Source organism: Amycolatopsis sp. NPDC104587, assembly GCF_055583645.1.
Window position 1 is genome coordinate 13,648 of record NZ_JBVJNO010000014.1, and the last position, 20,555, is coordinate 34,202.

At 72.2% G+C, this 20,555-nt stretch carries 14 protein-coding genes; 3 read left to right on the forward strand and 11 right to left on the reverse strand.

From position 1 onward, the window contains the following. Positions 1 to 46: 46 nt before the first annotated feature. The 3 genes from ACZ61C_RS36020 to ACZ61C_RS36030 all read right to left on the reverse strand — a co-directional run bounded on the left by ACZ61C_RS36020 (position 47) and on the right by ACZ61C_RS36030 (position 3,815). Positions 47 to 2,629, reverse strand: coding sequence for an AAA family ATPase (locus ACZ61C_RS36020; RefSeq protein ID WP_465312374.1), 2,583 nt, complete (start codon positions 2,627 to 2,629; stop codon positions 47 to 49). A gap of 202 nt (positions 2,630 to 2,831) precedes the next feature. Further along, positions 2,832 to 3,431 (reverse strand): hypothetical protein, encoded by a 600-nt coding sequence (locus tag ACZ61C_RS36025; RefSeq protein ID WP_465312375.1) that lies wholly within the window; start codon positions 3,429 to 3,431, stop codon positions 2,832 to 2,834. Positions 3,432 to 3,434: 3 nt separating this feature from the next. Then, positions 3,435 to 3,815 carry an LppU/SCO3897 family protein gene (locus ACZ61C_RS36030; RefSeq protein ID WP_465312376.1) on the reverse strand — a complete coding sequence of 127 codons (381 nt, stop codon included), beginning with the start codon at positions 3,813 to 3,815 and terminating at the stop codon, positions 3,435 to 3,437. Between the two features lie 144 nt (positions 3,816 to 3,959). Here ACZ61C_RS36030 and ACZ61C_RS36035 point away from each other — a divergent pair, with 144 nt between their 5' ends. Continuing rightward, positions 3,960 to 5,366: a PI-PLC domain-containing protein gene (locus tag ACZ61C_RS36035; RefSeq protein WP_465312377.1), complete on the forward strand. Its 1,407-nt coding sequence runs from the start codon at positions 3,960 to 3,962 to the stop codon at positions 5,364 to 5,366. Positions 5,367 to 5,372: 6 nt separating this feature from the next. On the opposite strand, the gene ACZ61C_RS36040 is transcribed toward ACZ61C_RS36035, so the two are convergent. Then, entirely contained in the window at positions 5,373 to 7,268 is a 1,896-nt protein-coding gene (locus ACZ61C_RS36040) for a hypothetical protein (RefSeq protein ID WP_465312378.1), read from the reverse strand. 190 nt (positions 7,269 to 7,458) lie between these two features. Here ACZ61C_RS36040 and ACZ61C_RS36045 point away from each other — a divergent pair, with 190 nt between their 5' ends. Then, positions 7,459 to 8,616, forward strand: coding sequence for an FAD-dependent monooxygenase (locus tag ACZ61C_RS36045; protein WP_465312379.1), 1,158 nt, complete (start codon positions 7,459 to 7,461; stop codon positions 8,614 to 8,616). On the opposite strand, the gene metH is transcribed toward ACZ61C_RS36045, so the two are convergent. Continuing rightward, a complete protein-coding gene (gene metH, locus ACZ61C_RS36050) occupies positions 8,598 to 12,239 on the reverse strand; it encodes a methionine synthase (RefSeq protein WP_465312380.1) in 3,642 nt (1,213 codons plus the stop codon). The genes ACZ61C_RS36045 and metH overlap by 19 nt on opposite strands. Positions 12,240 to 12,466: 227 nt before the next feature. Here metH and ACZ61C_RS36055 point away from each other — a divergent pair, with 227 nt between their 5' ends. Then, entirely contained in the window at positions 12,467 to 13,327 is an 861-nt protein-coding gene (locus ACZ61C_RS36055) for a TIGR03619 family F420-dependent LLM class oxidoreductase (protein ID WP_465312381.1), read from the forward strand. A gap of 50 nt (positions 13,328 to 13,377) precedes the next feature. Here the strand turns inward: ACZ61C_RS36055 and ACZ61C_RS36060 are convergent, their stop codons facing one another. From ACZ61C_RS36060 to ACZ61C_RS36085, 6 genes are all read right to left on the reverse strand, one after another. Continuing rightward, positions 13,378 to 14,760: a sugar porter family MFS transporter gene (locus ACZ61C_RS36060; RefSeq protein WP_465312382.1), complete on the reverse strand. Its 1,383-nt coding sequence runs from the start codon at positions 14,758 to 14,760 to the stop codon at positions 13,378 to 13,380. 774 nt (positions 14,761 to 15,534) lie between these two features. After that, the gene (locus tag ACZ61C_RS36065) at positions 15,535 to 16,536 is read right to left on the reverse strand and encodes a zinc-dependent alcohol dehydrogenase family protein (protein WP_465312383.1); all 1,002 of its coding nucleotides are present in this window, start codon (positions 16,534 to 16,536) and stop codon (positions 15,535 to 15,537) included. Between the two features lie 26 nt (positions 16,537 to 16,562). Further along, the gene (locus ACZ61C_RS36070; RefSeq protein WP_465312384.1) at positions 16,563 to 17,264 is read right to left on the reverse strand and encodes an HAD family hydrolase; all 702 of its coding nucleotides are present in this window, start codon (positions 17,262 to 17,264) and stop codon (positions 16,563 to 16,565) included. Continuing rightward, the gene (locus tag ACZ61C_RS36075) at positions 17,261 to 18,070 is read right to left on the reverse strand and encodes a carboxymuconolactone decarboxylase family protein (protein WP_465312385.1); all 810 of its coding nucleotides are present in this window, start codon (positions 18,068 to 18,070) and stop codon (positions 17,261 to 17,263) included. Before ACZ61C_RS36075 ends, ACZ61C_RS36070 begins: the two co-directional genes overlap by 4 nt. 35 nt (positions 18,071 to 18,105) lie before the next feature. Next, a complete protein-coding gene (locus ACZ61C_RS36080; protein ID WP_465312386.1) occupies positions 18,106 to 18,912 on the reverse strand; it encodes an AfsA-related hotdog domain-containing protein in 807 nt (268 codons plus the stop codon). A 32-nt stretch (positions 18,913 to 18,944) separates the two neighbouring features. After that, positions 18,945 to 20,408: a hypothetical protein gene (locus ACZ61C_RS36085; RefSeq protein ID WP_465312387.1), complete on the reverse strand. Its 1,464-nt coding sequence runs from the start codon at positions 20,406 to 20,408 to the stop codon at positions 18,945 to 18,947. Between the last annotated feature and the right edge of the window lie 147 nt (positions 20,409 to 20,555).

Here is a 20,555-nt window from a genome sequence, read left to right on the forward strand (position 1 = left end):
GAGTAGCGCGCTACTCGGCTTCGCGGCCGCGGCCGGCGCGGGCTACCTAAGGACCGTCGCCGGGACTACTCCCCTCCGGGCGGCCCACCACCGAAGCGAGCTCGCGGCGGCCGGAAATACCCAGCTTCGCGTAGACGCCGTGCAGGACGTTGTCGACCGTCCGCACCGAAACCACGAGCCGGTCCGCGACCGCGCGGCTGGTCAGGCCCGTGGCCACCAGGCGGGCGATCTCCAGCTCGCGGACCGTGAGGTCGAGCGGTGTGTCCAACAGGGCCAACGCCGGTGTCGCGGCGTCCTCGCAGGATGCCAGCCATGCCCGCGCGCGGTTGGCCGATATCGCTGCGCTGCCGAGCTTGCCCGCCGCGCGGTGGGCTCGGGCCGCCTCGGCCGATGCCTCCGCGGCCAGCAGGCGTGCGCCCGTGTCGGCGAAACCCGTTGCCACCTCGTCCAGTTCCGTCGCGGACGCTGCCCGCGCGTGCGCGGAGTAGAGCGCCCCCAAAGTGCCGCCCGGGGAGCCGAAGGAGTCCGAACCCGCGCCGAAGCGGACCAGGTCGTGGCGGATCTCGGCGGCCACCGCGAGCCGGCCCGCCACCTCCGCCGTCGCCGCGGCTTCGGCGGCCAGCTCCCCTGCGCGCGACAGCTCGCCTCGCGCGGCGGCCAGCCAGGCGCGGCTCCACCCGCCGAGAGGATCCGCGGGCAGGCCGGGCACCTCCTCGGCGCGGCCGGCCATCGCCGTCGCTCGGGCCAGGGCCGCCACGACCGCCGGCCGGAACGCGTGCGGCTGGTCGTGCTCCTCGGCCGCCAACGCCTCCCGCAACCAGCGGATCGCGGCCCGGATGTTCCCGTACGCCAGCGCCACCGTGCCCAGCGACGCCGCCGCGCCGGCCAGCGCCGGGCCCCAGCGGTCCCCGACCGCGTCCCGGTAGCCCTCCCCGGCCAGGTCCTCAGCCTCTTCGAGCCGTCCCGCCCGGCACAGCGCGACGATCCGCGCGTGCTCCAGCCGGACCCTCGCCCCGGGCGCACAAGCGTCCGAAATCCGCGAAGCCACGGCCATTCCCTCTTCGACGACGCCGAGGCACGCCTCGGTGCGTCCGCATTCGGAGAGGGCGTCCGCCGCGACCACCAGCGCCGCGAGCCGGAGCGGATCGCCGCGGCGGTTGCGGTCCAGCACCGGCCCGAGCAGGTCGAGCGCGGTCCGCGGCTCACCCGCGGCCGCCCGCAGCGCCGCCCGGGCGGTCACCAGGTCGTCCGCGGTCCCGGACACCCCGGTCTCCGCGGTGTCCAGCACGGCTTCGGCCGCCGGCGCGCGGCCGAGCCCGAACGCCAGGTTCAGCGCCCGGGTCGCGGCGACGCGGGCGTGCTGCGCGTCCGACACCGTCTCGCCGGCCAGCTCGGCCAGCAGCGCGTCGGCGTCGGCGTGGCGGCCGCCGGCCACCCGGACCTGGGCGAGCAGGAACTTCGCCCCGAACCCGCCCCCCATCCGGACGGCCTCTGCCGCCAGCTGTTCCGCCTGCGGGAAGTCCTTGCGCAGCAACGTCTCCGCCGCGGCCCGGACCAGCTGCGGGTCGGTCGGCAGCCCGGCGGCCAGGCGCCACCGCACCAGCCGCGGTTTGTCCTCGGCGCGCCGGGCGCCGGTGAGGTCCAGGGTCTGCGCGAGGATCCGGTAGGTGTCACGCTGGCGCAGCGGTGACGTCCGGCGCCGGATCACCTCGGCGTACAGCGGGTGCGCGAGCCGCACGTTCAGCCGCCGGCCGGTGCGTTCCGAGACGACCAGCCCGGCCTGCTCGGTGGTGGCGAGGACCCGCCCGGCGCCGAGGCGCACGAGGGGCTCGCTGCCCAGCGGCTCCCCGAAGGCGAGCAGCTCCAGCAGCCGCCGTTCGTCGGCGTCGACCCGGTCGGTGCGGGTCTCGATCAGCTCGACCAGCCGCGGGGTCGCCCGGAGCGCGCCGCTCCACCGCCACACGCCGTCCCGGGCCGACAGCTCGCCGCTGTCGAGCCCGCCCTGCACGAGCTCCCGCAGGAAGAGCGGGTTCCCCAGGGTCAGGTGCCAGAGCCGGTGCTCGGCGCCGTCGTCGAGGCGGCCGCCCAGCGCGGCGGTGATCAGCTCGGTGGTCTGCGGCCGGGTGAGCTCCCGGACGTCGAGCCGCTCGGCGACGCGGTCCTTCCAGAGCGCGAACACCGGGTCGGGCACGCTCACGCCGTGCGGCGCGATCACGATCACGAACGCCGACGCCGTCGCGGCCAGCTGGTGCACCAGGGTCGCCGACAGGTCGTCGAGCAGGTGCGCGTCGTCGACGCACAGCACGAGCCGGTGTCCCTCGGCGCCGCGGGTGAGGTGGCCGGCGACCTGGTTGAGCCGGTGCGCGCGGTCCGCCGGGCCTTCCGTGCCCCCGGGCAGCAGGTGCGCGAACGCGCCGAAGGGAATCGTCGAGGCCGACGACATCGCGCGCACCCAATGCGTGCGCGCGCCCCCGGCGGCCAGTTCGGCGAGCAGCACCTTGGCCAGCCGGGTCTTGCCGGCGCCGGCGCGCCCGGTCAGCAGCAGGCCGCACACCTCCGCGTCGGCCAGCGCCCGGCGCGCCGCCGTCAGTTCTTCGTCGCGGCCGACCAGCGGCCAGTTCGTCCCCACACCCACTGCCTCCCCGTGCCTCGCGGCTTTCCGGTGTCCGCGCACACCTGTTCCACGGATAATGACCACGCACGGCCCGGTGGAGTACCGGATCCGCGCGGCAATTTCGCATTAATCGCCGAATGGCGCGGCGAACACGACAGAACAGACATTCGATCTTTCATTCCGTGAGCATTTACCGCCCATTAACGGGAAATCGTGATCATTGATTTCCCGGTGATTCTTTTTCCCGCCCGAGCATGATTCCGGCGACCCGTGGCAGGACGACGGCGTTCCAGCCGCCCATCCCGGTGGCCAGTGCCGGCTCCGGGTCGCCGGTCCACACGCGCACCTGTCCCGCGCGCAGGTCCGTGCCGAGCACCGCCGCCCACGGCACCTTCTTCCCGGACCACCGGCAGCGCCGCAGGCCCTCGGCGTCGGCGTCGATCCGCGGGCGCCGGCCGAACCGGGCGGTGGCGCCGGCGGTGATCGCGGCGGCCGCGGCGACGGCGATCCGTGGGCAGGCCGCGCATTCGACCAGTTCGACCAGCCGCCGCCAGGTCTCGCGCGCGTCGTCCAGTTCGCCGCCCCGGCCGAACGCGTCGAAGACGAAGCGGCCGCGCACCGGGCCCGCGGCCAGGCCGAGCGCGTAGCTGGCCTGGCGCGGCCGGGCCGCCGCCGCGTAGGCGACCCGGTCGACCTCGGACAGCCGGAAGACCCGGTCCCCGATCACGATCACGTCCCCCGCCGCGGCGAGTGTGCGCCCGCCGCTGGAGACCCGGAGCCCGCCGGACCCGGTGAACGAGAACTTCCCGGCCGCCACGGGTTATTTGCCGGTCTTCGCCAGGCAGAGCACCACGCCGGTCTGGCCCTCCTTGCCCTCCCAGAACACCTGGTCCGCGTCCGGGTAGGCGGTGCAGGCGCTGACCTGCGCTTCCGTCTGCGTCTTGTCTTCGATCCGCGCGACGACCTTCAGCGTCGCGTTCGCCGCGCCGCAGTCGACGATCTTCACGTAGTTCTCGCCGCTTTCGGTGACGCAGTTGCCGGCTTGCGCGTTCTCGCCGTTGTCCCGGGTAGCCACCCAGACCAGGGCGAGGATCGCGGCGACGACGACCAGGAACACGGTGAGCACGATCTTCTGGCGCCGCTTCGACTTCTTGGGCGCGGCCGGCGGCTGGGCCGCCCCGGGTTCGCCGGTGTGGGTCATGGTGTTTTCCTCCCTCGAAAAACCGGTTGTCACCTCCTGGGCGTTCCACGGCCGTTCCACGACGTTCCACCGGAGTTCGAGACAGCGTCCCGCTCGGGCGGCCAGGATGGGGCGAGTCCCGTTCGCCGACGTGAGGACCCGAGGATGACCCGACTGCCCGCACTGGCCGTCTCCGCGATCACCGCCGCCGCGCTGCTCACCGCCGGCACGGCCGAGGCCGCGAGCCCGCCCTTCACCGGTTCGGTGTTCCGGGCCACCCACAACAGCTACTCGGGCAACGTCGACGGCGCGAAGAGCTCGATCGCCTACCAGCTCGACCACGGCGTCCGGTTCATCGAGCTCGACGTGCACGACAACGGCTACGCGACGAACCACGACTACGGCGTCGGCCACGACTCGCCCGGCAACGCCGTGGACCACAGCGGCGGCAACCCGGCGTCGAACAACCTGCGCGACTGGCTGGCCACGGTGAACTCGTGGTCGGCGGCGCACCCGGCGGCCGCGCCGATCGTGGTGATGCTCGACCTCAAGGACAACCTGACCGACAACTCCTCCTACGCGGCCGGCAACCTCACCGCCGTCAACCAGGAGCTGGAGTCGGTGTTCGGCGGCCGGCTGCTGCGGGCGCAGGACTACCCGGCGGGTCAGCCGACGGTCGACGCGCTGCGCGGGCGGGTGCTGCCGCTGCTGTCCGGCGACGCCGGGACGCGCGCCGAGTACAAGCGCGACGTCGGTTCCCACCCCGCGGTCGCGCTCAACGGCCGCGGCCAGCTCGTCGAGGTGCACGACTCGGGCGCCGGCGCGCTCTGGTACTGGACCGGCACGTACGGCGCGGACGGGCGGGTCACCTGGCTGCGGCACGGGAAGTACGACAACGGCCAGACGCCGGCCGTCGCGCTGAACGACAACGGCGACCTCGTCGAGGTGCACCAGTCCCCGAGCGCGTCGACGCTCTGGTCGCACGTCGGCAAGCTCGGCTCGGACGGCGAGATCACCTGGCAGGCGAGCCGGCAGTACGACAACGGCGTGCTGCCGACCGTCGCGTTCACCGACGGCACCCGCCTGCGTGAGATCCACCAGAGCCAGAGCAACACCCAGAACTGGGCCTGGAACGGCACCCTGGCGGGCACGACGGTCTCGTGGACCGGCAACACCAAGACCTCCGACGCACGGTTCGCCAAGGACGTCGCCACGAACGGCAGCCGGCGGGTGAAGGTGTGGACGGGTGCGGACGGCCCGACGCCGTCGAACACCCTGCGCGTGGACACCGCGAGCGTCACCGGTGACCGGATCCGCTACCGGCAGGTCGCGTTCGACGAGTTTCAGAAGGGGGACAGCGCGGAGCTCCAGCAGGGCGCACTGTTCTACGGCGCGCCCGCGACGGAGTCGGCGTTCATCACCGCGGCCCGCGGCTCCGGCAAGCTGGTCCGCGGCTGGGACTTCGACTCCGCGAGCCAGGCGACCACACCGCTGGCGAGCTACCCGGCGACGAACCACCCGTACGACGCCTGGTACCAGACGCTGCTGACCCGGAACGGCGCCGTGGAGTAGGCACCCTCAGCCAGGGCGGTAGCAGCAGCGGGTCCCGGTGCGGACGCCGTCGCGCAGGACGTCGCCGATCACCGCGTCCGCGGCGGCGATGCGGGTCAGCGCCCGCCGGATCGCCTTGCCCACGGCGATCCGGGCCTTCTCCTCGGCCCCGGCGAACTCCCGCACCCGGCCGGCCAGGCCAGCGGCGGCGGACAGCTCGCCGAGCAGCCAGTCGCGTTCGGTCCGCACCCGCTCGGCACGGCCGTCGTCGTGGTTGGCCTCGTGCTCGTCGAGCTCGGCCTCCAGGGTGGCCAGCCACCGGCGGTAGTGGCTGGTGGCGGCCGGGTCGAGCACCGGCTGCGCGGACGTCGCGGCGGGCCGCACGCCGGGCCCGGCGGCCAGCTCGACGGCCGGCAGCTCGTGGCCCGGGTACTCCAGCAGGGTCGCGAGGTAACCCATGCCGACGCTGTGCTCGACGAGCACCGACCGGGCGCCGAGGCTCACCAGCCAGTGCTTGCCGTGCCGGTGGCAGGTGACGCGCCCGGCGGCCGGTCGCGCGGGCGCGTCGGGCAGGACCATGCCGAGCTCCGCCGCTTCCTTCACCGCCGCGGCCCGCTCGCGCTCGGCGCCCGCCGACCCCGGCAGCAGCGCCAGCGCCTGCGCGAGCCGGGCGCGGGAGAGGGCCGCGGCCGGCCAGTGCGCCAGGGCCAGGTTGTCCCGCACCGCGGCCCGGAAGTGCCCGGCCGCGCGTTCGGCCTCCCCGGCGGTCAGCATCGCCACGCCGAGCGCGTGCTGCACCGAGCCGAAACACGCGACGCCCAGGCTGGCCGTCATCGGCAGCCGCGCGAACGGGGTCAGCAGCGCGTACGCGGCGAGCGCCGACTCGACGTCCGAGAGCAGGCACGCGGACTCGACGATGCCGTACATCGCCACCAGCCAGCTGCTCGACCGCGGCAACAGCGCAAGGTCACGCCCGCGCAGCCGGGCCAGCGCGCCGGCGGCCTCACGATGGTCTCCCCCCGCCGCGGCGGCCACGGCCAGCGCGGCGACCGGCGCGTTGTCGACCGCGCTCAGCGTGGGCGAGTTCGCCGTCTCCCGCAGCGCCGGCGCCAGCTCCGCGATCCGGCCCTGGTACCAGCGGATGGCGACCAGCTGCGCCGCGTACCAGGCGGGCGCGTCCGCGTCGCCGGCCCGCTCGCCGCGTTCGGCGCAGGCGGCGGCCCGCGCTCCGGCCCCGGCGAAGTCACCCGCGCGGATGGTGAGCATGACGTCGACGGCGTCGAGCACGAACCCGACCGCGAGATGGTCCCGCTCGGCCAGCTGCCCGCGCAGGTCGGCGAGGCCGCGGCGGGCGTGCGGGTCGCCGTCGAGGAAGAGGTCGACCGTGCGCCAGAGCAGGCCCATCAGCAGATCGCTGCGCCGCGAGGTCCGGAAGCCTTCGGTGATCAGCTCCTGCGCGAGCGCGCGGCGCTGCCCGCCGTGGTCGGGCCCGAGCAGGCAGTGGTGGGCGATGCTTGCGGTCTCGGCCCAGGCCACCGGGTCACCCGCGCGCTTGGCCTCCTCCAGCACGGCGAGGATCCGGTTGCTCTCCCCCGCCACGTAGTCGGCTTCGCCGGCGATCCGGGCCTTGAGCCGCAGAGCCAGCGACGAACCGGGTTCCACCGCCGCACGGGCACTGCGCAGCCGCGCCTGCAGCAACGCCGCCGCGGGCGCGCTGCGGTGCTCGTGGACCCACAGCCCGCCCAGGCCCAGCGCCGCGCGCGCCATCGCCGCGCCGTCGGCCGCGGCCTCGGCGGCCCGGTACGCGCGGTCGAACCACTCGCGGCCGGCGCGCAGGTCACCGTCGACGCCGAGCGCGTGTTCGCCGTGGCCCAGCAGCTCTCCGAGACCGCTCGGCGCCGGCCGGGTTCCGCTGTCCAGCACTGCCCGCCCCCTCTCCCCGGCGAAGATGGTCCCCCCGGAACCGAACCGGGTCAACACGGGAAACCCGCGCCGGTGGCCGGGAATTTTCCGTCCTCGGCCGTCCATTCGCGACAGTCACGCACCGGACGCCGACGGTGACCGTCAGCGGACGGCCAGGGAACGGTCAGCGCCGCCCGAGAAGCTCCGGGGCATGAAGAACCTCACCGTCCTCATCTCCGGCGCCAGCATCGCCGGCCCCGCCCTCGCCCACTGGCTGACCCGCTACGGCTGCACCGTCACCGTCGTCGAACGCGCCCCCGCGGTGCGGCCCGGCGGGCAGGCGGTCGACTTCAAGGGCGACACCCACCGGACCGTGCTCGAGCGCATGGGCATCCTCGACGAGGTCCTGGCCCGCCAGACCGGCGGAACCGACCAGACGATCATCAACGCCGAAGGCCGCGCCCAGGCGGTGATCCCCGGCGAGTTCACCGGGGGCGAGATCGAGATCCGCCGCGGCGACCTCGCTCAGCTCCTCTACGAACGCACCGCCGAGCACTGCGAGTACCTGTTCGGGGACACCATCACCGCGCTCGTCGAGACGCCCGACGGCGTGGACGTCACCTTCGCCAACGCCGCGCCGCGCCGGTTCGACCTGGTGGTCGGCGCGGACGGCATCCACTCGAACGTCCGGCGGCTGGCCTTCGGCCCGGAGCGGGACTACGTCCGCTTCCTCGGCCACTACTACGCGCTGGCCGAGCTGGGCGAAGAGGTCGCCGACGGCGACGCGGTGATGTACAACGAGCCGGGCCGGATGACCGCGGTCGGCGGGCCGAAGGCGTCGGCGTTCTTCGTGTTCGCCTCGCCGGAGCTGGACTACGACCGCACGGACGTCGCGAAGCAGCGGAAGCTGGTGGCCGAGGCCTACCGCGGCGCCGGCTGGCGCGTGCCCGAGCTGATCGCGAAGGTCCCGCAGGCTCGCGAGTTCTACCTGGACTCGCTCGCCCGCGTCACGATCGACCACTACTCGCGCGGCCGCGTGGTCCTGCTCGGCGACGCCGCGTACGGCAACACGCTCGGCGGCTTCGGCACCGGCCTGGCGATCGTCGGCGCGTACGTGCTCGCCGGCGAGCTCCTGGCCGCCGGCGGCGACCACCGGACCGCCTTCGCGGCGTATGAAGAGCAGTGCCGCGGCTACGCCAAGATCTCCCAGCGCGGCAGCGCGGGCCCGTTCCTCGCGCCGCCGTCCCGGCTGCGGATCAAGCTGCGGGACTGGACGTTCAAGTCCCGCTTCCTGCTCCGCATGATGCTCAAGGCGACCGACAACTTCGCCACCGACATCGCGCTGAAGGACTACGCCTCGGGCTCGTAGGCCAGGTTCGGCCGCAGCCACTGCTCGACCTCGGCCACCTCGACGCCCTTGCGCCGCGCGTAGTCCTCGATCTGGTCGCGGTTCAGCCGCCCGACGGTGAAGTACTTCGAGTCCGGGTGCGCGAAGATCAGCCCGGACACGCTCGCCGCCGGGGTCATCGCGAACGACTCGGTGAGCGCCATCCCCAGCTCGTCCGCCTCCAGCAGCTCGAACAGCTCGCGCTTCTGGCTGTGGTCGGGGCTGGCCGGGTACCCGAGCGCCGGGCGGATGCCGCGGAACCGCTCCGCGTGCAGGTCTTCCAGCAGCGGGTCGGCGTCCGGCTCGAACCAGTCGCGGCGGGCCTTGAGGTGGATGTATTCGGCGAAAGCTTCGGCGAGCCGGTCGGCCAGCGCCTTGACCATGATCGCGCGGTAGTCGTCCTGCTCGGCCTCGTACTTCGCGGCGAGCTTCTCGGCGCCCTGGATGGCCACGGCGAACCCGCCGAGGTGGTCACCCGCGGGCGCGATGTAGTCGGCGAGGCAGCGGTTCGCGCGGTCCAGCGGCTTCGACGTCTGCTGGCGCAGCATCGGGAAGCCGACGTGGGCGAACTCGCCGTCGAGCAGGATGTCGTCACCCTCGCGGTGCGCCGGCCAGTACGCGTACGCGCCCTTCGCGGTGAAGCTGCCGTCGGCGATGATCTGGTCCAGCAACGTGTTGGCGTCGTCGAACAGCTCCCGCGCGACCGGCTGCTCCAGGATCGCCGGGTACTTGCCCTTGAGCTCCCAGGCCAGGAACAGGAACTGCCAGTCGACCATCTCGCGCAGCTCGGTGATGCTCGGCTCGACGACCCGGACGCCGGTGAAGGCCGGGGTCGGCAGGTCGTCGAACGACACCTCCTCCGGGTTCGCCCGCGCCTGCTCGAGGGTCAGCATCGGGCGGCGCTGCTTGTTCGCGTGCTGCTCGCGCAGCACCTCCTGGTCGGCCCGGTTCCGCTCGGCCAGCTCGATCGACCGGTCCGGGTCCAGCAGGTCGGAGACGACGCCGACCACGCGCGACGCGTCGAGCACGTGCACCGTCGCGTTGTCGTAGGCGGGCGCGATCCGGACCGCGGTGTGCTGGCGGGACGTCGTGGCCCCGCCGATGAGCAGCGGCAGCTTCAGCCCGCGGCGCTGCATCTCGGTGGCCACCGAGACCATCTCGTCGAGCGACGGCGTGATCAGCCCGGACAGCCCGACCGCGTCCGCGCCCTCGGTGACGGCGGTGTCGAGGATCTTCGCCGCGGGCACCATCACGCCGAGGTCGATCACCTCGTAGTTGTTGCAGCCCAGCACCACGCCGACGATGTTCTTGCCGATGTCGTGGACGTCGCCCTTCACCGTGGCCAGCACGACCTTGCCCTGGCCGTTGGACACCTCGGCGCGCCCCGCGAGCCGGGCCTCCTCCTTCTCGGCCTCCATGAACGGCTCGAGGTAGGCGACCGACCGCTTCATCACGCGGGCGCTCTTGACCACCTGCGGCAGGAACATCTTGCCGGAGCCGAAGAGGTCGCCGACGATCTTCATGCCGTCCATCAGCGGGCCTTCGATCACCTCGAGGGGCCGCGCCAGCTGCTGCCGCGCCTCTTCGGTGTCGTCCTCGATGAAGTCGACGATCCCGTGCACGAGCGCGTGCGAAAGCCGCTCCTGCACAGTGCCTTCCCGCCAGGAGAGGTCGACGACCCGCTTGGTGCCGCTGCCCTTGACGTTCTCGGCGAAGCTCACCAGCCGGTCGGTGGCGTCCTCGCGGCGGTCGAAAAGCACGTCCTCGACCAGCTCCAGCAGGTCGGCCGGGATGTCCTGGTAGACCGCGAGCTGGCCGGCGTTGACGATGCCCATGTCGAGCCCGGCCTGCACGGCGTAGAAGAGGAACGCCGAGTGCATCGCCTCGCGGACGACGTCGTTGCCGCGGAAGGAGAACGAGAGGTTCGAGATGCCGCCGCTGGTCCGGGCGCCCGGGCAGCGCTCCTTGATCCGGGGCAGCGCGTCGATGAACGCCTTCGCGTAGCCGTTGTGCTCGCTGATGCCGGTGGCGACGGCGAGGACGTTCGGGTCGAAGATGATGTCCTCACCCGCGAAACCGGCCTGCTGCGTCAGCAGGTCGTACGCGCGGCCGCAGATCTCGACCTTGCGGTCGGCGGTGTCGGCCTGGCCCTGCTCGTCGAAGGCCATCACGACCACACCGGCGCCGTAGTTGCGGATGACGCGGGCCTGGGCGAGGAACGGCTCCTCACCCTCCTTGAGGCTGATCGAGTTGACGACGCCCTTGCCCTGGATGCAGCGCAGGCCGGCTTCGAGCACGGTCCACTTGGAGCTGTCGACCATCACCGGGATGCGGGCGACCTCGGGCTCGGTGGCGATGAGGTTGAGGAAGGTCGTCATCGCCTGCTCGCTGTCGAGCAGGTCGGCGTCCATGTTGACGTCGAGCAGGTTCGCCCCGCCGCGGACCTGTTCGAGCGCGACGTCGACGGCGGCCTGGTGGTCGTCGGACTCGATGAGCCGCCGGAACCGCTTGGAGCCGGTGACGTTGGTGCGCTCGCCGATCATCACGAACCCGGTGTCGGCGCCGATGCCGAACGGCTCCAGCCCGCTGAACCGCGTGTGGGTGCGCGGCGCGGGCACCTCGCGCGGGGTGACGCCTTCCGCGGCGGCGGCGATCTTCCTGATGTGGGCCGGGGTCGTGCCGCAGCAGCCGCCGACGAGGTTGACCATGCCGTCACGGGCGAAGCCGCCGATCAGCCCGGCGGTCTCCTCGGGCGTCTGGTCGTACCCGCCGAAGGCGTTCGGCAGCCCGGCGTTCGGGTGACAGGCGACGTAGGTGTCCGCGAGCCGCGACAGCTCCTCGACGTGCGGGCGCATCTCTTCCGCGCCCAGCGAGCAGTTGACGCCGACGACCAGCGGCTTCGCGTGCTCGATCGAGCTCCAGAACGCCTCGACGGTCTGGCCCGAGAGCGTCCGCCCGCTCAGGTCGACGATGGTGACCGAGATCCACAGCGGCAGGTGCGGCGCGACGTCGCGGGCCGCGGCGATGGCCGCCTTGCAGTTGAGCGTGTCGAAGATCGTCTCGATCATCAGCAGGTCGACGCCGCCCTCGGCGAGCCCGGCGATCTGCTCCGCGTACGCGGCCTTGACCTGCTCGAACGTGACGGCCCGGTACGCCGGGTCGTCGACCTTGGGCGACAGGCTGAGCGTGACGTTCAGCGGGCCGATCGACCCGGCGACGAACCGGCCGCCCGCTTCGTCGGCGGCCTGGCGCGCGAGCTGCGCGCCGCGGACGTTCATCTCGTGGACGTGGCGCTCCAGCCCGTAGTCGGCCTGGCCGATGCTGGTGGCGGTGAAGGTGTTCGTCGTGGTGATGTCCGCGCCCGCGGCCAGGTACTGGCGGTGCACGTCGAGGATGACGTCCGGGCGGGTGAGGTTGAGCAGGTCCGGGTCCCCGGTGACGTCGTGGGTGTGCTCGCCGAAGCGGTCGCCGCGGTAGTCGGCCGGGGTCAGCCCGGCGCCCTGCAGCATCGTTCCCCAGGCGCCGTCGAGCACCGCGACCCGCCGGCCGAGCAGCTCGCGCAGGCGCGCGGTGGCGTCGGACTCTCGCGGGGTGTTGGGGTTCACCGGCAGCCTCCCTCGGTCGGGAGGCGCCCTTGGGTGGTCGTGCCAGCCGAGCGTGGCGGACCCGGGGTCCGTTGCAGCGCCTCTCGACCTGTGACCCACGGTAGCGGACCGAGGCCCGGGCACGCCATCTTGCGGACTGCTCTGTCCACGGACTGGGACGAATCCGGCAACAACCCGGCAAGGCGGGCCGCCTTGAAAACTGAAACACGTTCTAATATGCTCCTCGCGTGGACTACGGAATCGTGCTGTTCACCAGCGACCGAGGCATCACCCCGGCTTCCGCGGCCCGCGCCGCCGAAGCCGCCGGGTTCGCCACCTTCTACGTGCCCGAGCACACGCACATCCCGGTGAAGCGCGAGTCGCCGCACCCGCGCACCGGGGACGCTTCCCTGCCCGACGACCGCTACAGCCGCACGCTCGACCCGTGGGTCGCGCTGGCGACGGCGGCCGCGGTCACGTCGCGGATCCGGCTGTCCACCGCGGTGGCGCTGCCCGTCGAAAGCGACCCGATCACGCTGGCCAAGACGATCGCGAGCCTGGACCACCTCTCCGGCGGGCGGGTCACGCTCGGCGCCGGGTTCGGCTGGAACGTCGACGAGCTGACCGACCACAGGGTGCCCGGCAACCGCCGCCGCACCGCGCTGCGCGAGTACCTCGAAGCGATGAGTGCACTGTGGACGGAGGAAGAAGCCGCCTACGCCGGGGAGTTCGTCTCCTTCGGGCCCAGCTGGGCGTGGCCGAAGCCGGTCCAGCCGCACATCCCGGTACTGCTCGGCGCGGGTCCGACGGAGAAGACGTTCCACTGGATCGCGCGCCACGCCGACGGCTGGATCACCACCCCGGCCGACACCGACCTGGACGGGCATCTGGCCCTGCTCAAGCAGATCTGGCACGACGAAGGCCGCGAAGGGGCGCCGCGGGTCTGCGCCCTCGGGGAACGCCCGGACCGGGAGCGCCTGGCACACCTGGACTCGATCGGCGTCACCGAAACCGTCTTCGGGCTCCCGGACCGGGCGCCAGAGGAGGTCGAAGCGTGGGTCGGCCGGCTCGCCGGCAAGCTCGGCCTGGTCACCGCCCCCGCACACTGAACCGGCGGGACACGGAAGATCCGTGTCCCGCCGGTTCCGGCCCCCCGGGGTCAGCTCGCGGTCACGCCCTGGCGCGCCCGCAGGTCGAGCTCGATCTGCTCCAGGCTGCGCCCCTTGGTCTCCGGGACCAGCCACTTGGTGAGCACGAACAGCACCACGTTGATCCCGGCGAACAGGAACATCGAGCCGCCGATGCCGAGCGAGCCCACCGCGGAGATGAGCGGGAAGACCGCGCTCACGATGCCGGTCGCCGCCCAGAGGACGACGCTGCTGACGCCCATGCCGGCCGCGCGGTACTTCAGTGGGAACACCTCGGCCATCATCACCCAGACGACCGCGCCCCAGCCGAGCTCGTAGCCGACCAGGTACAGCACCATCATCACCAGCATCAGGATGCCGCGGGTGCCGGTGTCGTGGACGTTCAGCACCACGAGCCCGGCCGCCGCCAGCGTCACGACCATGATCACGTTGCCGATGAGCAGCAGCGGCTTGCGGCCCCAGCGGTCGACGACGAACACGACCCATGCGGTGAACAAGAACTTCGTGACACCCAGCAGCACGCCGGACAGCAACGCGGCCTGGGTGGCGAAGCCGAGGCCGATCAGCATCGTCGGGAAGTACGCGTTGATCGCGTTGACCCCGCTGAACTGCTGGCCGACGGCGAGCAGGATGGCGACGACCATCATCGGACGCACGAAGCCGGAGAACAGCTCGCGGAACCGCGGCTTGGCCTCGGTGTCCAGCCGGATGACGTCGCGGATCGTCTCGATCTCCTCGTCGAGGTTCACGGAGTTGCCGTGCGCGCTCGCCAGGACCCGCCGGGCTTCCTCCTCCTGGCCGTTCTTGAGCAGCCAGCGCGGGGTCTCCGGCAGGAACGCCAGCCCGACCAGCAGGATCGCGGCGGGCACGATGGCGCCGGCGAACATCCAGCGCCACGCGGAGATCGGGCCGAGCCAGTAGCTGACCAGGAACGCGATCAGGATGCCGAGCACGATGAAGATCTGGTTGAGCGCACCCATGGCGCCGCGCAACCGGGCCGGCGCGAGCTCCGACAGGTAGGTCGGCACCGTCGAGGACGAAAGCCCGATGCCCAGGCCGATCACCAGCCGCGAGATCACGAGCAGCGCGAACGTCGGCGAGGAGCTCGCCGCGAGCGTGCCCACGATGACCACCACCGCGGCGACCATGATGGTGCGCCGCCGTCCGAGGGCTTCGTTGATGCGGCTGGAGAACAGCGCGCCCACGATCGCGCCGACCGAGAGGCTGGCGGTGATCACACCCTTGTCCCAGGCGGTCAGCGACCACGCTTTCCCGATGAACGGGAGCACCCCGGAGATCACCCCGAGGTCGTAACCGAACAAGATGCCGCCGAGCGCGCCGAAGAAGTACAGCGTGGTTCGGCTGATATGCCGCGGCGGGGCCGTCTGCGTCATTGCCGGGTCGCCTCTTTCATAGGTTCAGTCCAGCCAGCGGGGACCACACTCACACGCCGGAAAAAACCGGGCAAGGCAGTCCTGATAACAATTCAGAAACGTGATCGCCGTTCACATATGTGATACCGCTTGGCGCACAACGTTACTCCGTCCGCGTGAGCGCCGATTCGGTACACAATGGACACGATCTGTCTCGGACGGCGGTTCAGGAATCCTTTGTGGATGATTACGGAAAGCGAAATCCGCGCGCGATTTGCGACGGTGGGTGAACTGGTTTCCGCTGAGCGGGAAATAGTGCAGAGGCGTTCGGCCACCTGAACGGACGGGCAGCCGCATGAGCACGGGGCCGAAGCCAGACCGCGCGGGGCACAGCCGCGTCGAGGCGGGTCGCCGCACGGCCATGGGAGCCAACGGAGCCTCGGCCTCGCCGAGGCGGCTTCAGAGCGATCCGCATGCCGTACGGGGCGCGGTGAGGAAGGAGTCCGGGGGTGCGCGGACCGGCGTCGGCCGGAAGGGGGTTTCAACCCACCCCCAGGCGGTTGAAACCCCCTCCCCGCGCCCCCAGACCCGGACGTCGCTCCCAGCAGCCGCAGCCTGCTCGGGCGCTGTCCCGGTGACTATCACTCTCCCCGGTGCGGCCCGCGGCCGCCATTCCTGCCGAAAGAGGACTTTTTCGCCCGGTCAAACCGCGGTTACCTGCGGAAACGCGCCCCGGAGGTACGGATATACCCAGCCGGACCGGCAAAACTTACCCGCGGGACAGCGGCCGCGCCCTCAGGCGCTCTCCAGCACGACCTTGCCGACGTGCGCGCCGGACTCGAGGTGCTTGAGAGCGTCCTCGACCTCGTCGAAGGCGAACCGGCGGTCGACGACGGGCCGCAGGCCGGACTGCTCGATGGCCCGGTTCATCGCCTGGAACGTCGCGCGGGAGGCGTTGGTGAGGCCGCGCAGGGTGAGCTGCTTGACCAGCACGAGCACCGGGTCGGCCGCGCCTTCGTGGGTCAGGACGCCGGCGACGGTGACGTGCCCACCGTAGCGCGCGGCGATCATCGACTGGCCGATCGTGCCGCCGCCCCCGACGTCGACGACGTGGTCGACCCCGCCGCCGGTCAGCTCGGCCACGGCGGCGCCCCACTCCGGCGTCGTCGTGTAGTTGAGCGTGTCGGCGGCGCCGAGCGCGCGCAGCCGCTCCAGCTTCGTGTCGGAGCTGGACGTCGCGATGACGCGGGCGCCCCCGAGCACCGCGAACTGCAGGGCGAACGTGGACAGGCCCCCGCTGCCCAGGGTGAGCACGGTCTGGCCCGGTGCCAGCCGGCCCTCTTCGACGACCGCACGCCACGCCGTTACGCCGGCGCTGGGCAGGGTCGCCGCTTCGGCGTAGTCGAGGTGGGCGGGGACGGCGACCAGCGCGTCCGCCGGGAAGACGGCGTACTCGGCGAGCACCCCGTCGAGGGTGCCGGCGAGGTCGTCCGCCGTGTTGTGCGGCGTGCCGGGGCCCGACTGCCAGTCCGGGAAGTACGTCGCCGCGACCCGGTCACCCGCGGACCAGGCGGCCACTCCCTCGCCCACCGCGACGACCTCGCCCGCGCCGTCGGACAGCGGGACGACGTCCGCCTTCACCGGCTTCGGGTAGAAGCCCTTGATGATCATCAGGTCGCGGGCGTTGACCGCCCACCCGCGCATCCGGACCAGCACCTGCCCGGGACCGGGCTCGGGGGTGTCGCGCTCGCCCAGGACGAGCTGGGCGCCGGGACGCGGCAGGGAAAAATACTTCACAGCGGCTCCAAGGGTGCGGGAACTCCTCAACGAGGCCAGTGTGTCGAACTCGCGAGCTCCGCGTCGACGATCTCCACGAGTTCCGGGGTCAGTTCGGCGAGCGAGCCCGGCAGGTGCCGGACGCCGTCGGCGGCCATGAACTCCCGCTGCCGCGTGTGAGCGGGGCTCGACGGGAACCCGATGAACCCGGCGCCGTGCACGCGCGCGTCCTCGGCCACGCGACTGACGTCGTCGACGAACACGATCTCGTCGAACCCGGCGCCGAGCACGGTCCGGGTGATGTGCTCGACGCCCGGCCGGTGCTCGTTGATGCTCACGTACGGCACCTCGGGGTCGAACAGGTCCACGAGGTCGCCGAGGTGCCGGTCGAAGGTGTGCTCCCGGGTCCGCCCGCCGTAGCAGACGAGCCGGACGTCGAGCTTTCCGAGCGCCTCCAGGCAGTCCCGCGCGCCCTCGGCGACGCGGATGGGGTGCTCGGCCAGGTAGTCCTGCCGGGCGGCCCACAGCTGCTTCAGGGTCTCTTCGGCCGGCTGGTCGAGCCCGCAGAGCCGGGTGACCTTCTCGGCGACGACGATGTCCCGCAGCCCGATGACGTCCCGTTCCGCCGCGGCGTCGTAGACCCCGCCGTGGTCGGTGACGAACCGCGCGATCATGGCCAGGTACGTGTCGTCGATCAGCACGCCGTCGCAGTCGAGGGCGACCACGCGGACCTTCCGCAGCCCGGTCACCGCTGCGCGAACACTTCCCGCGCGGCGGCGATGGCGTTGAGCGCGGCCGGGAAGCCGCAGTAGAACGCCAGGTGCAGCACGGTCTCCACCGCCTCCTGTTCGGTGCCGCCGACGTTGAGCAGGCCGTGGATGTGCACCTTAAGCTGCGGCAGCGCGGTGCCCAGCGCGACGCACGCGGCGATCGTGACGATCTCGCGGTGGCGCAGGCTCAGGTGCGGCCGGCTGTAGATCTCGCCGAAGGTGAACTCGATGATGTAGGTCGCCAGGTCGGGGGCGATGTCCTTCAGCGCCTCCGCGACCTTCTCCCCCGCGTCGCCGTCGACGGCCTTCATCGCGGCCAGCCCGCGCTCGTAGCGGTCTTCGATGCCCGCCCACGGCACGTCGGTGGTCTCGGCCGGCGTCTCGTCCGCGGGCAGGGTTTCGAACAGCGCCTTCAGCTCGCCCAGCGCGTTCAGGGTCGCCGGGAAGCCGGCGAACGAGCTGATGTGGATGACCGTCTCGACCAGCTGGCGGCGGGTGCAGCCGACGTTGAGCGCGGCCTTGGCGTGGAACTGCAGCTGGGAGCCCGCGTAGCCCAGCGCCGTGAGCGCGGCGACCGTCGCCAGCTGCCGGTCCGGCAGCGGCAGGCCGGGGCGGTGGTAGACGTCGCCGTAGATGAAGCCGACGCACTGCTCGCCGAACTCGGCTTCCCCGATGCTCGCGAACAGGTCCAGCACGGCCGGCCGCTCGACCCCGCCGAGCCGCCGGATGAGCTCGAGGCCCTGGGCGAAGGACGCCGCGCGGTCCTGCTGCTGCGCTTCGGACATCGTGGTGTGGTTTCCCTTCCGGAGTGGGTTTCGGGTCAGTCCAGGTAGGCGCGGGTGGCCTGGTCGGCCTTGCGGCGCTCCAGCGTGTCGATGCGCCCCTGCCCGATCATCGAGTACTCGATGCCGGCGGTGGCGACGGTGCGCCCGTGCTGGCGGACCGCCGTGCTGGCGCGGAACTTGAGGTTGCTGTCGCGGCTGAGGTCGGACTCCTCGATCAGCGACTCGACCGTGGCCGGCAGCGGGAACAGGAAGTCCTGGAACGACAGGTCGATCCGCTTCCACACCCCCGCGTAGGCGGGCGCGCCCAGGCGCGGGCGGACCGCGGTCTCGAACTGCGCGATGCAGATCTGCCGCATCGCCTCGATGATCACGATGCCCTGCACGTGCTCACCGGTGTGGTGGTCGAGGATCAGCTCGTTGTCCCGGTGGATGCGCAGCTCGGCCCGGCAGTGCGTGGCCACCGGGCTGTGCACGCCCGCCAGCAGCACGTTCTCCGGCCGGTCCTTGTGGACCACCCCCGGGTGCGCCAGGGACTGCCGGAACGCCGCCGGGTCGGCGAGGCGCACCGACGCCTCGCTCTTCTCGCACGCGGCTTCGAGCAGGTCGCAGTCGGTCCCGTCGATGCCCTGGCCGACGTGCACGACCCAGTGGCAGCCTTCCACCTCCGGCGCGCCGGCGGTGAGCATGGCGAGCAGGTCCGAAATGGTCAGCACCCGGTCGCCGCGGGCGAACCGCGCGAACCGGTCGGCGACCACCACGACGTGGCGGCGGGTATGGCCTTCGAACGCCCAGTCCGGCTCGACGGGAGCGTCCTGCGGGCGCGGGGAACCCTCCGGTGCCATCCGCGGCACCTCCATCCGGGTCGGGTCGCCCGTCACGACCGAGCCGAAGCTTGGGCGTCCAGGAGAGCCTCGGCGAGGCTCCGGGCCGTCGCGGCCGCGCGCCAGCGCGGTCCGGTCAGCTCGGTGGCCAGGACCTTGAGCATGGCACGCACCATGTCCGGCTGCTTCGCCACGTCCGTGGCGAGCAGGGGCTCCAGCTGGGCGGCCGCGCCGTCGAGATCGTCGAGCCGCAGGTGCGCGCGGCCGGTGTCGATCCGGATCATGGGGTCCATGGCCTCCCAGCGGTTTTCCAGCGACAGCTTTTCGTAGGCCTCGCGGGCCGTCCTGAACTCGCGCAGCGCGGCGCACGCCTGCCCGACCGAAAGCAGCGAGGTGCCGGCCATGTAGTGGCGGCGGTCCTTCGTGATGTTGAAGAACCGGTCCTCGCCGCCCGCGCCCAGGTCCGGGTCCTCGATGCTGGTCCAGCGCGCGATCGCGTCCAGCACCTGCTGCTCGGCCTGCACCGACGACCAGCCGCGCGCCTCGGCGAGGATCAGCGGCGCGTCCGTCAGCCGGCCGCCGACGTGGTAGTTGAGCCCGTCGGCGGCGAGCTTCGCGGACTCGATGCCGTTGCCCGACCAGAAGGCCACGCGCGCCTGCGACGTGCGCACCCAGCGCCGGGCGAGGAAGTCGTCGGCGTACTGGGTGTAGAGCCAGGCCGCGGAGTTGAGCTCGCGCGAAAGGCGGTACCGCCCGAGGTCGCCGGCGATCCACGCCATCATCGCGGTGGACTTCGCGCCGACCAGGAGCAGGTCCTGGGTCTGCTTCGGCCGCTGGCGCCCCTTCAGCAGCGCCGACGCCCGCTCCTCGATGACGGCGAGCTGGCCGAGGATCGAGTCGGGCGCGGTGCGCGTGTAGGCGCTGCCGAGGAAGTCGAGGTCCGACCAGAGGTCGTCGAGCTGGACGTCGTCGACGTTGGTCTTGGTCAGCAGGATGGCGTCGTCGAGCGCGCCGGCGCCGAAGTCCTCCTCCGGCCGCAGCTCGGTGCGGGGCGCCGCGCTGCGAGCCGGCGGGACGTCGTGCTCGGGCACGGCGACCGCGGTCACCAGCGCCGGCTCGTCGGCGTGGTACTCGGCCAGGTCCTTGGCCGGCAGCTGCTCGAGGTCACGCAGCCCCAGCAGGGACTTCCAGCCGGTGCCGTACACCTGCGCGAGCACGCGCAGGGCCGCGACGGTGGGCCGGACACCGCGTTCGGGCCACTGCTCGTACTCCCAGATCCGGGTGCCGCGCATGCCGGCCTTGGGATCGCCGGTGACGGCGTTGTAGTGGTGCGCCGCGACGTCGAGCGAGAGCTCGGACGCGAGCCGCCACGCGGTCCGGGGCGGGATCCGGCATTCGACGATCAGGTTCTCCGCCACCCTGGCCGGCATCGCCGCCTCGGGAAAACCCAACGCGGCCAGCCGGTCGCGCAGTTGTGCACGGTAGGGCTTACTCCCTGGCTTTACCTGTCGACTCATCGTTCATCCAACGATTTCCGGCGTACTGGTGCACACGGATGACAGTACCGCAGCGTGACCGCAAGGGCCCACGACGTCACCAAGGACCTGGTCACAGCACCCCAGAAGGGTGAGAGAGCACCCATTTCGTGCACGTGCACCCGACAT

What these genes read in the sequence shown, in the direction of transcription:
- ACZ61C_RS36085 (WP_465312387.1), bottom strand. Translation starts at nt 20,408, where the DNA reads ATGAGTCGACAGGTAAAGCCAGGGAGTAAGCCCTACCGTGCACAACTG.
- ACZ61C_RS36075 (WP_465312385.1), bottom strand. Translation starts at nt 18,070, where the DNA reads ATGTCCGAAGCGCAGCAGCAGGACCGCGCGGCGTCCTTCGCCCAGGGC.
- ACZ61C_RS36060 (WP_465312382.1), bottom strand. Translation starts at nt 14,760, where the DNA reads ATGACGCAGACGGCCCCGCCGCGGCATATCAGCCGAACCACGCTGTAC.
- ACZ61C_RS36045 (WP_465312379.1), top strand. Translation starts at nt 7,459, where the DNA reads ATGAAGAACCTCACCGTCCTCATCTCCGGCGCCAGCATCGCCGGCCCC.
- ACZ61C_RS36035 (WP_465312377.1), top strand. Translation starts at nt 3,960, where the DNA reads ATGACCCGACTGCCCGCACTGGCCGTCTCCGCGATCACCGCCGCCGCG.
- ACZ61C_RS36030 (WP_465312376.1), bottom strand. Translation starts at nt 3,815, where the DNA reads ATGACCCACACCGGCGAACCCGGGGCGGCCCAGCCGCCGGCCGCGCCC.
- ACZ61C_RS36080 (WP_465312386.1), bottom strand. Translation starts at nt 18,912, where the DNA reads ATGGCACCGGAGGGTTCCCCGCGCCCGCAGGACGCTCCCGTCGAGCCG.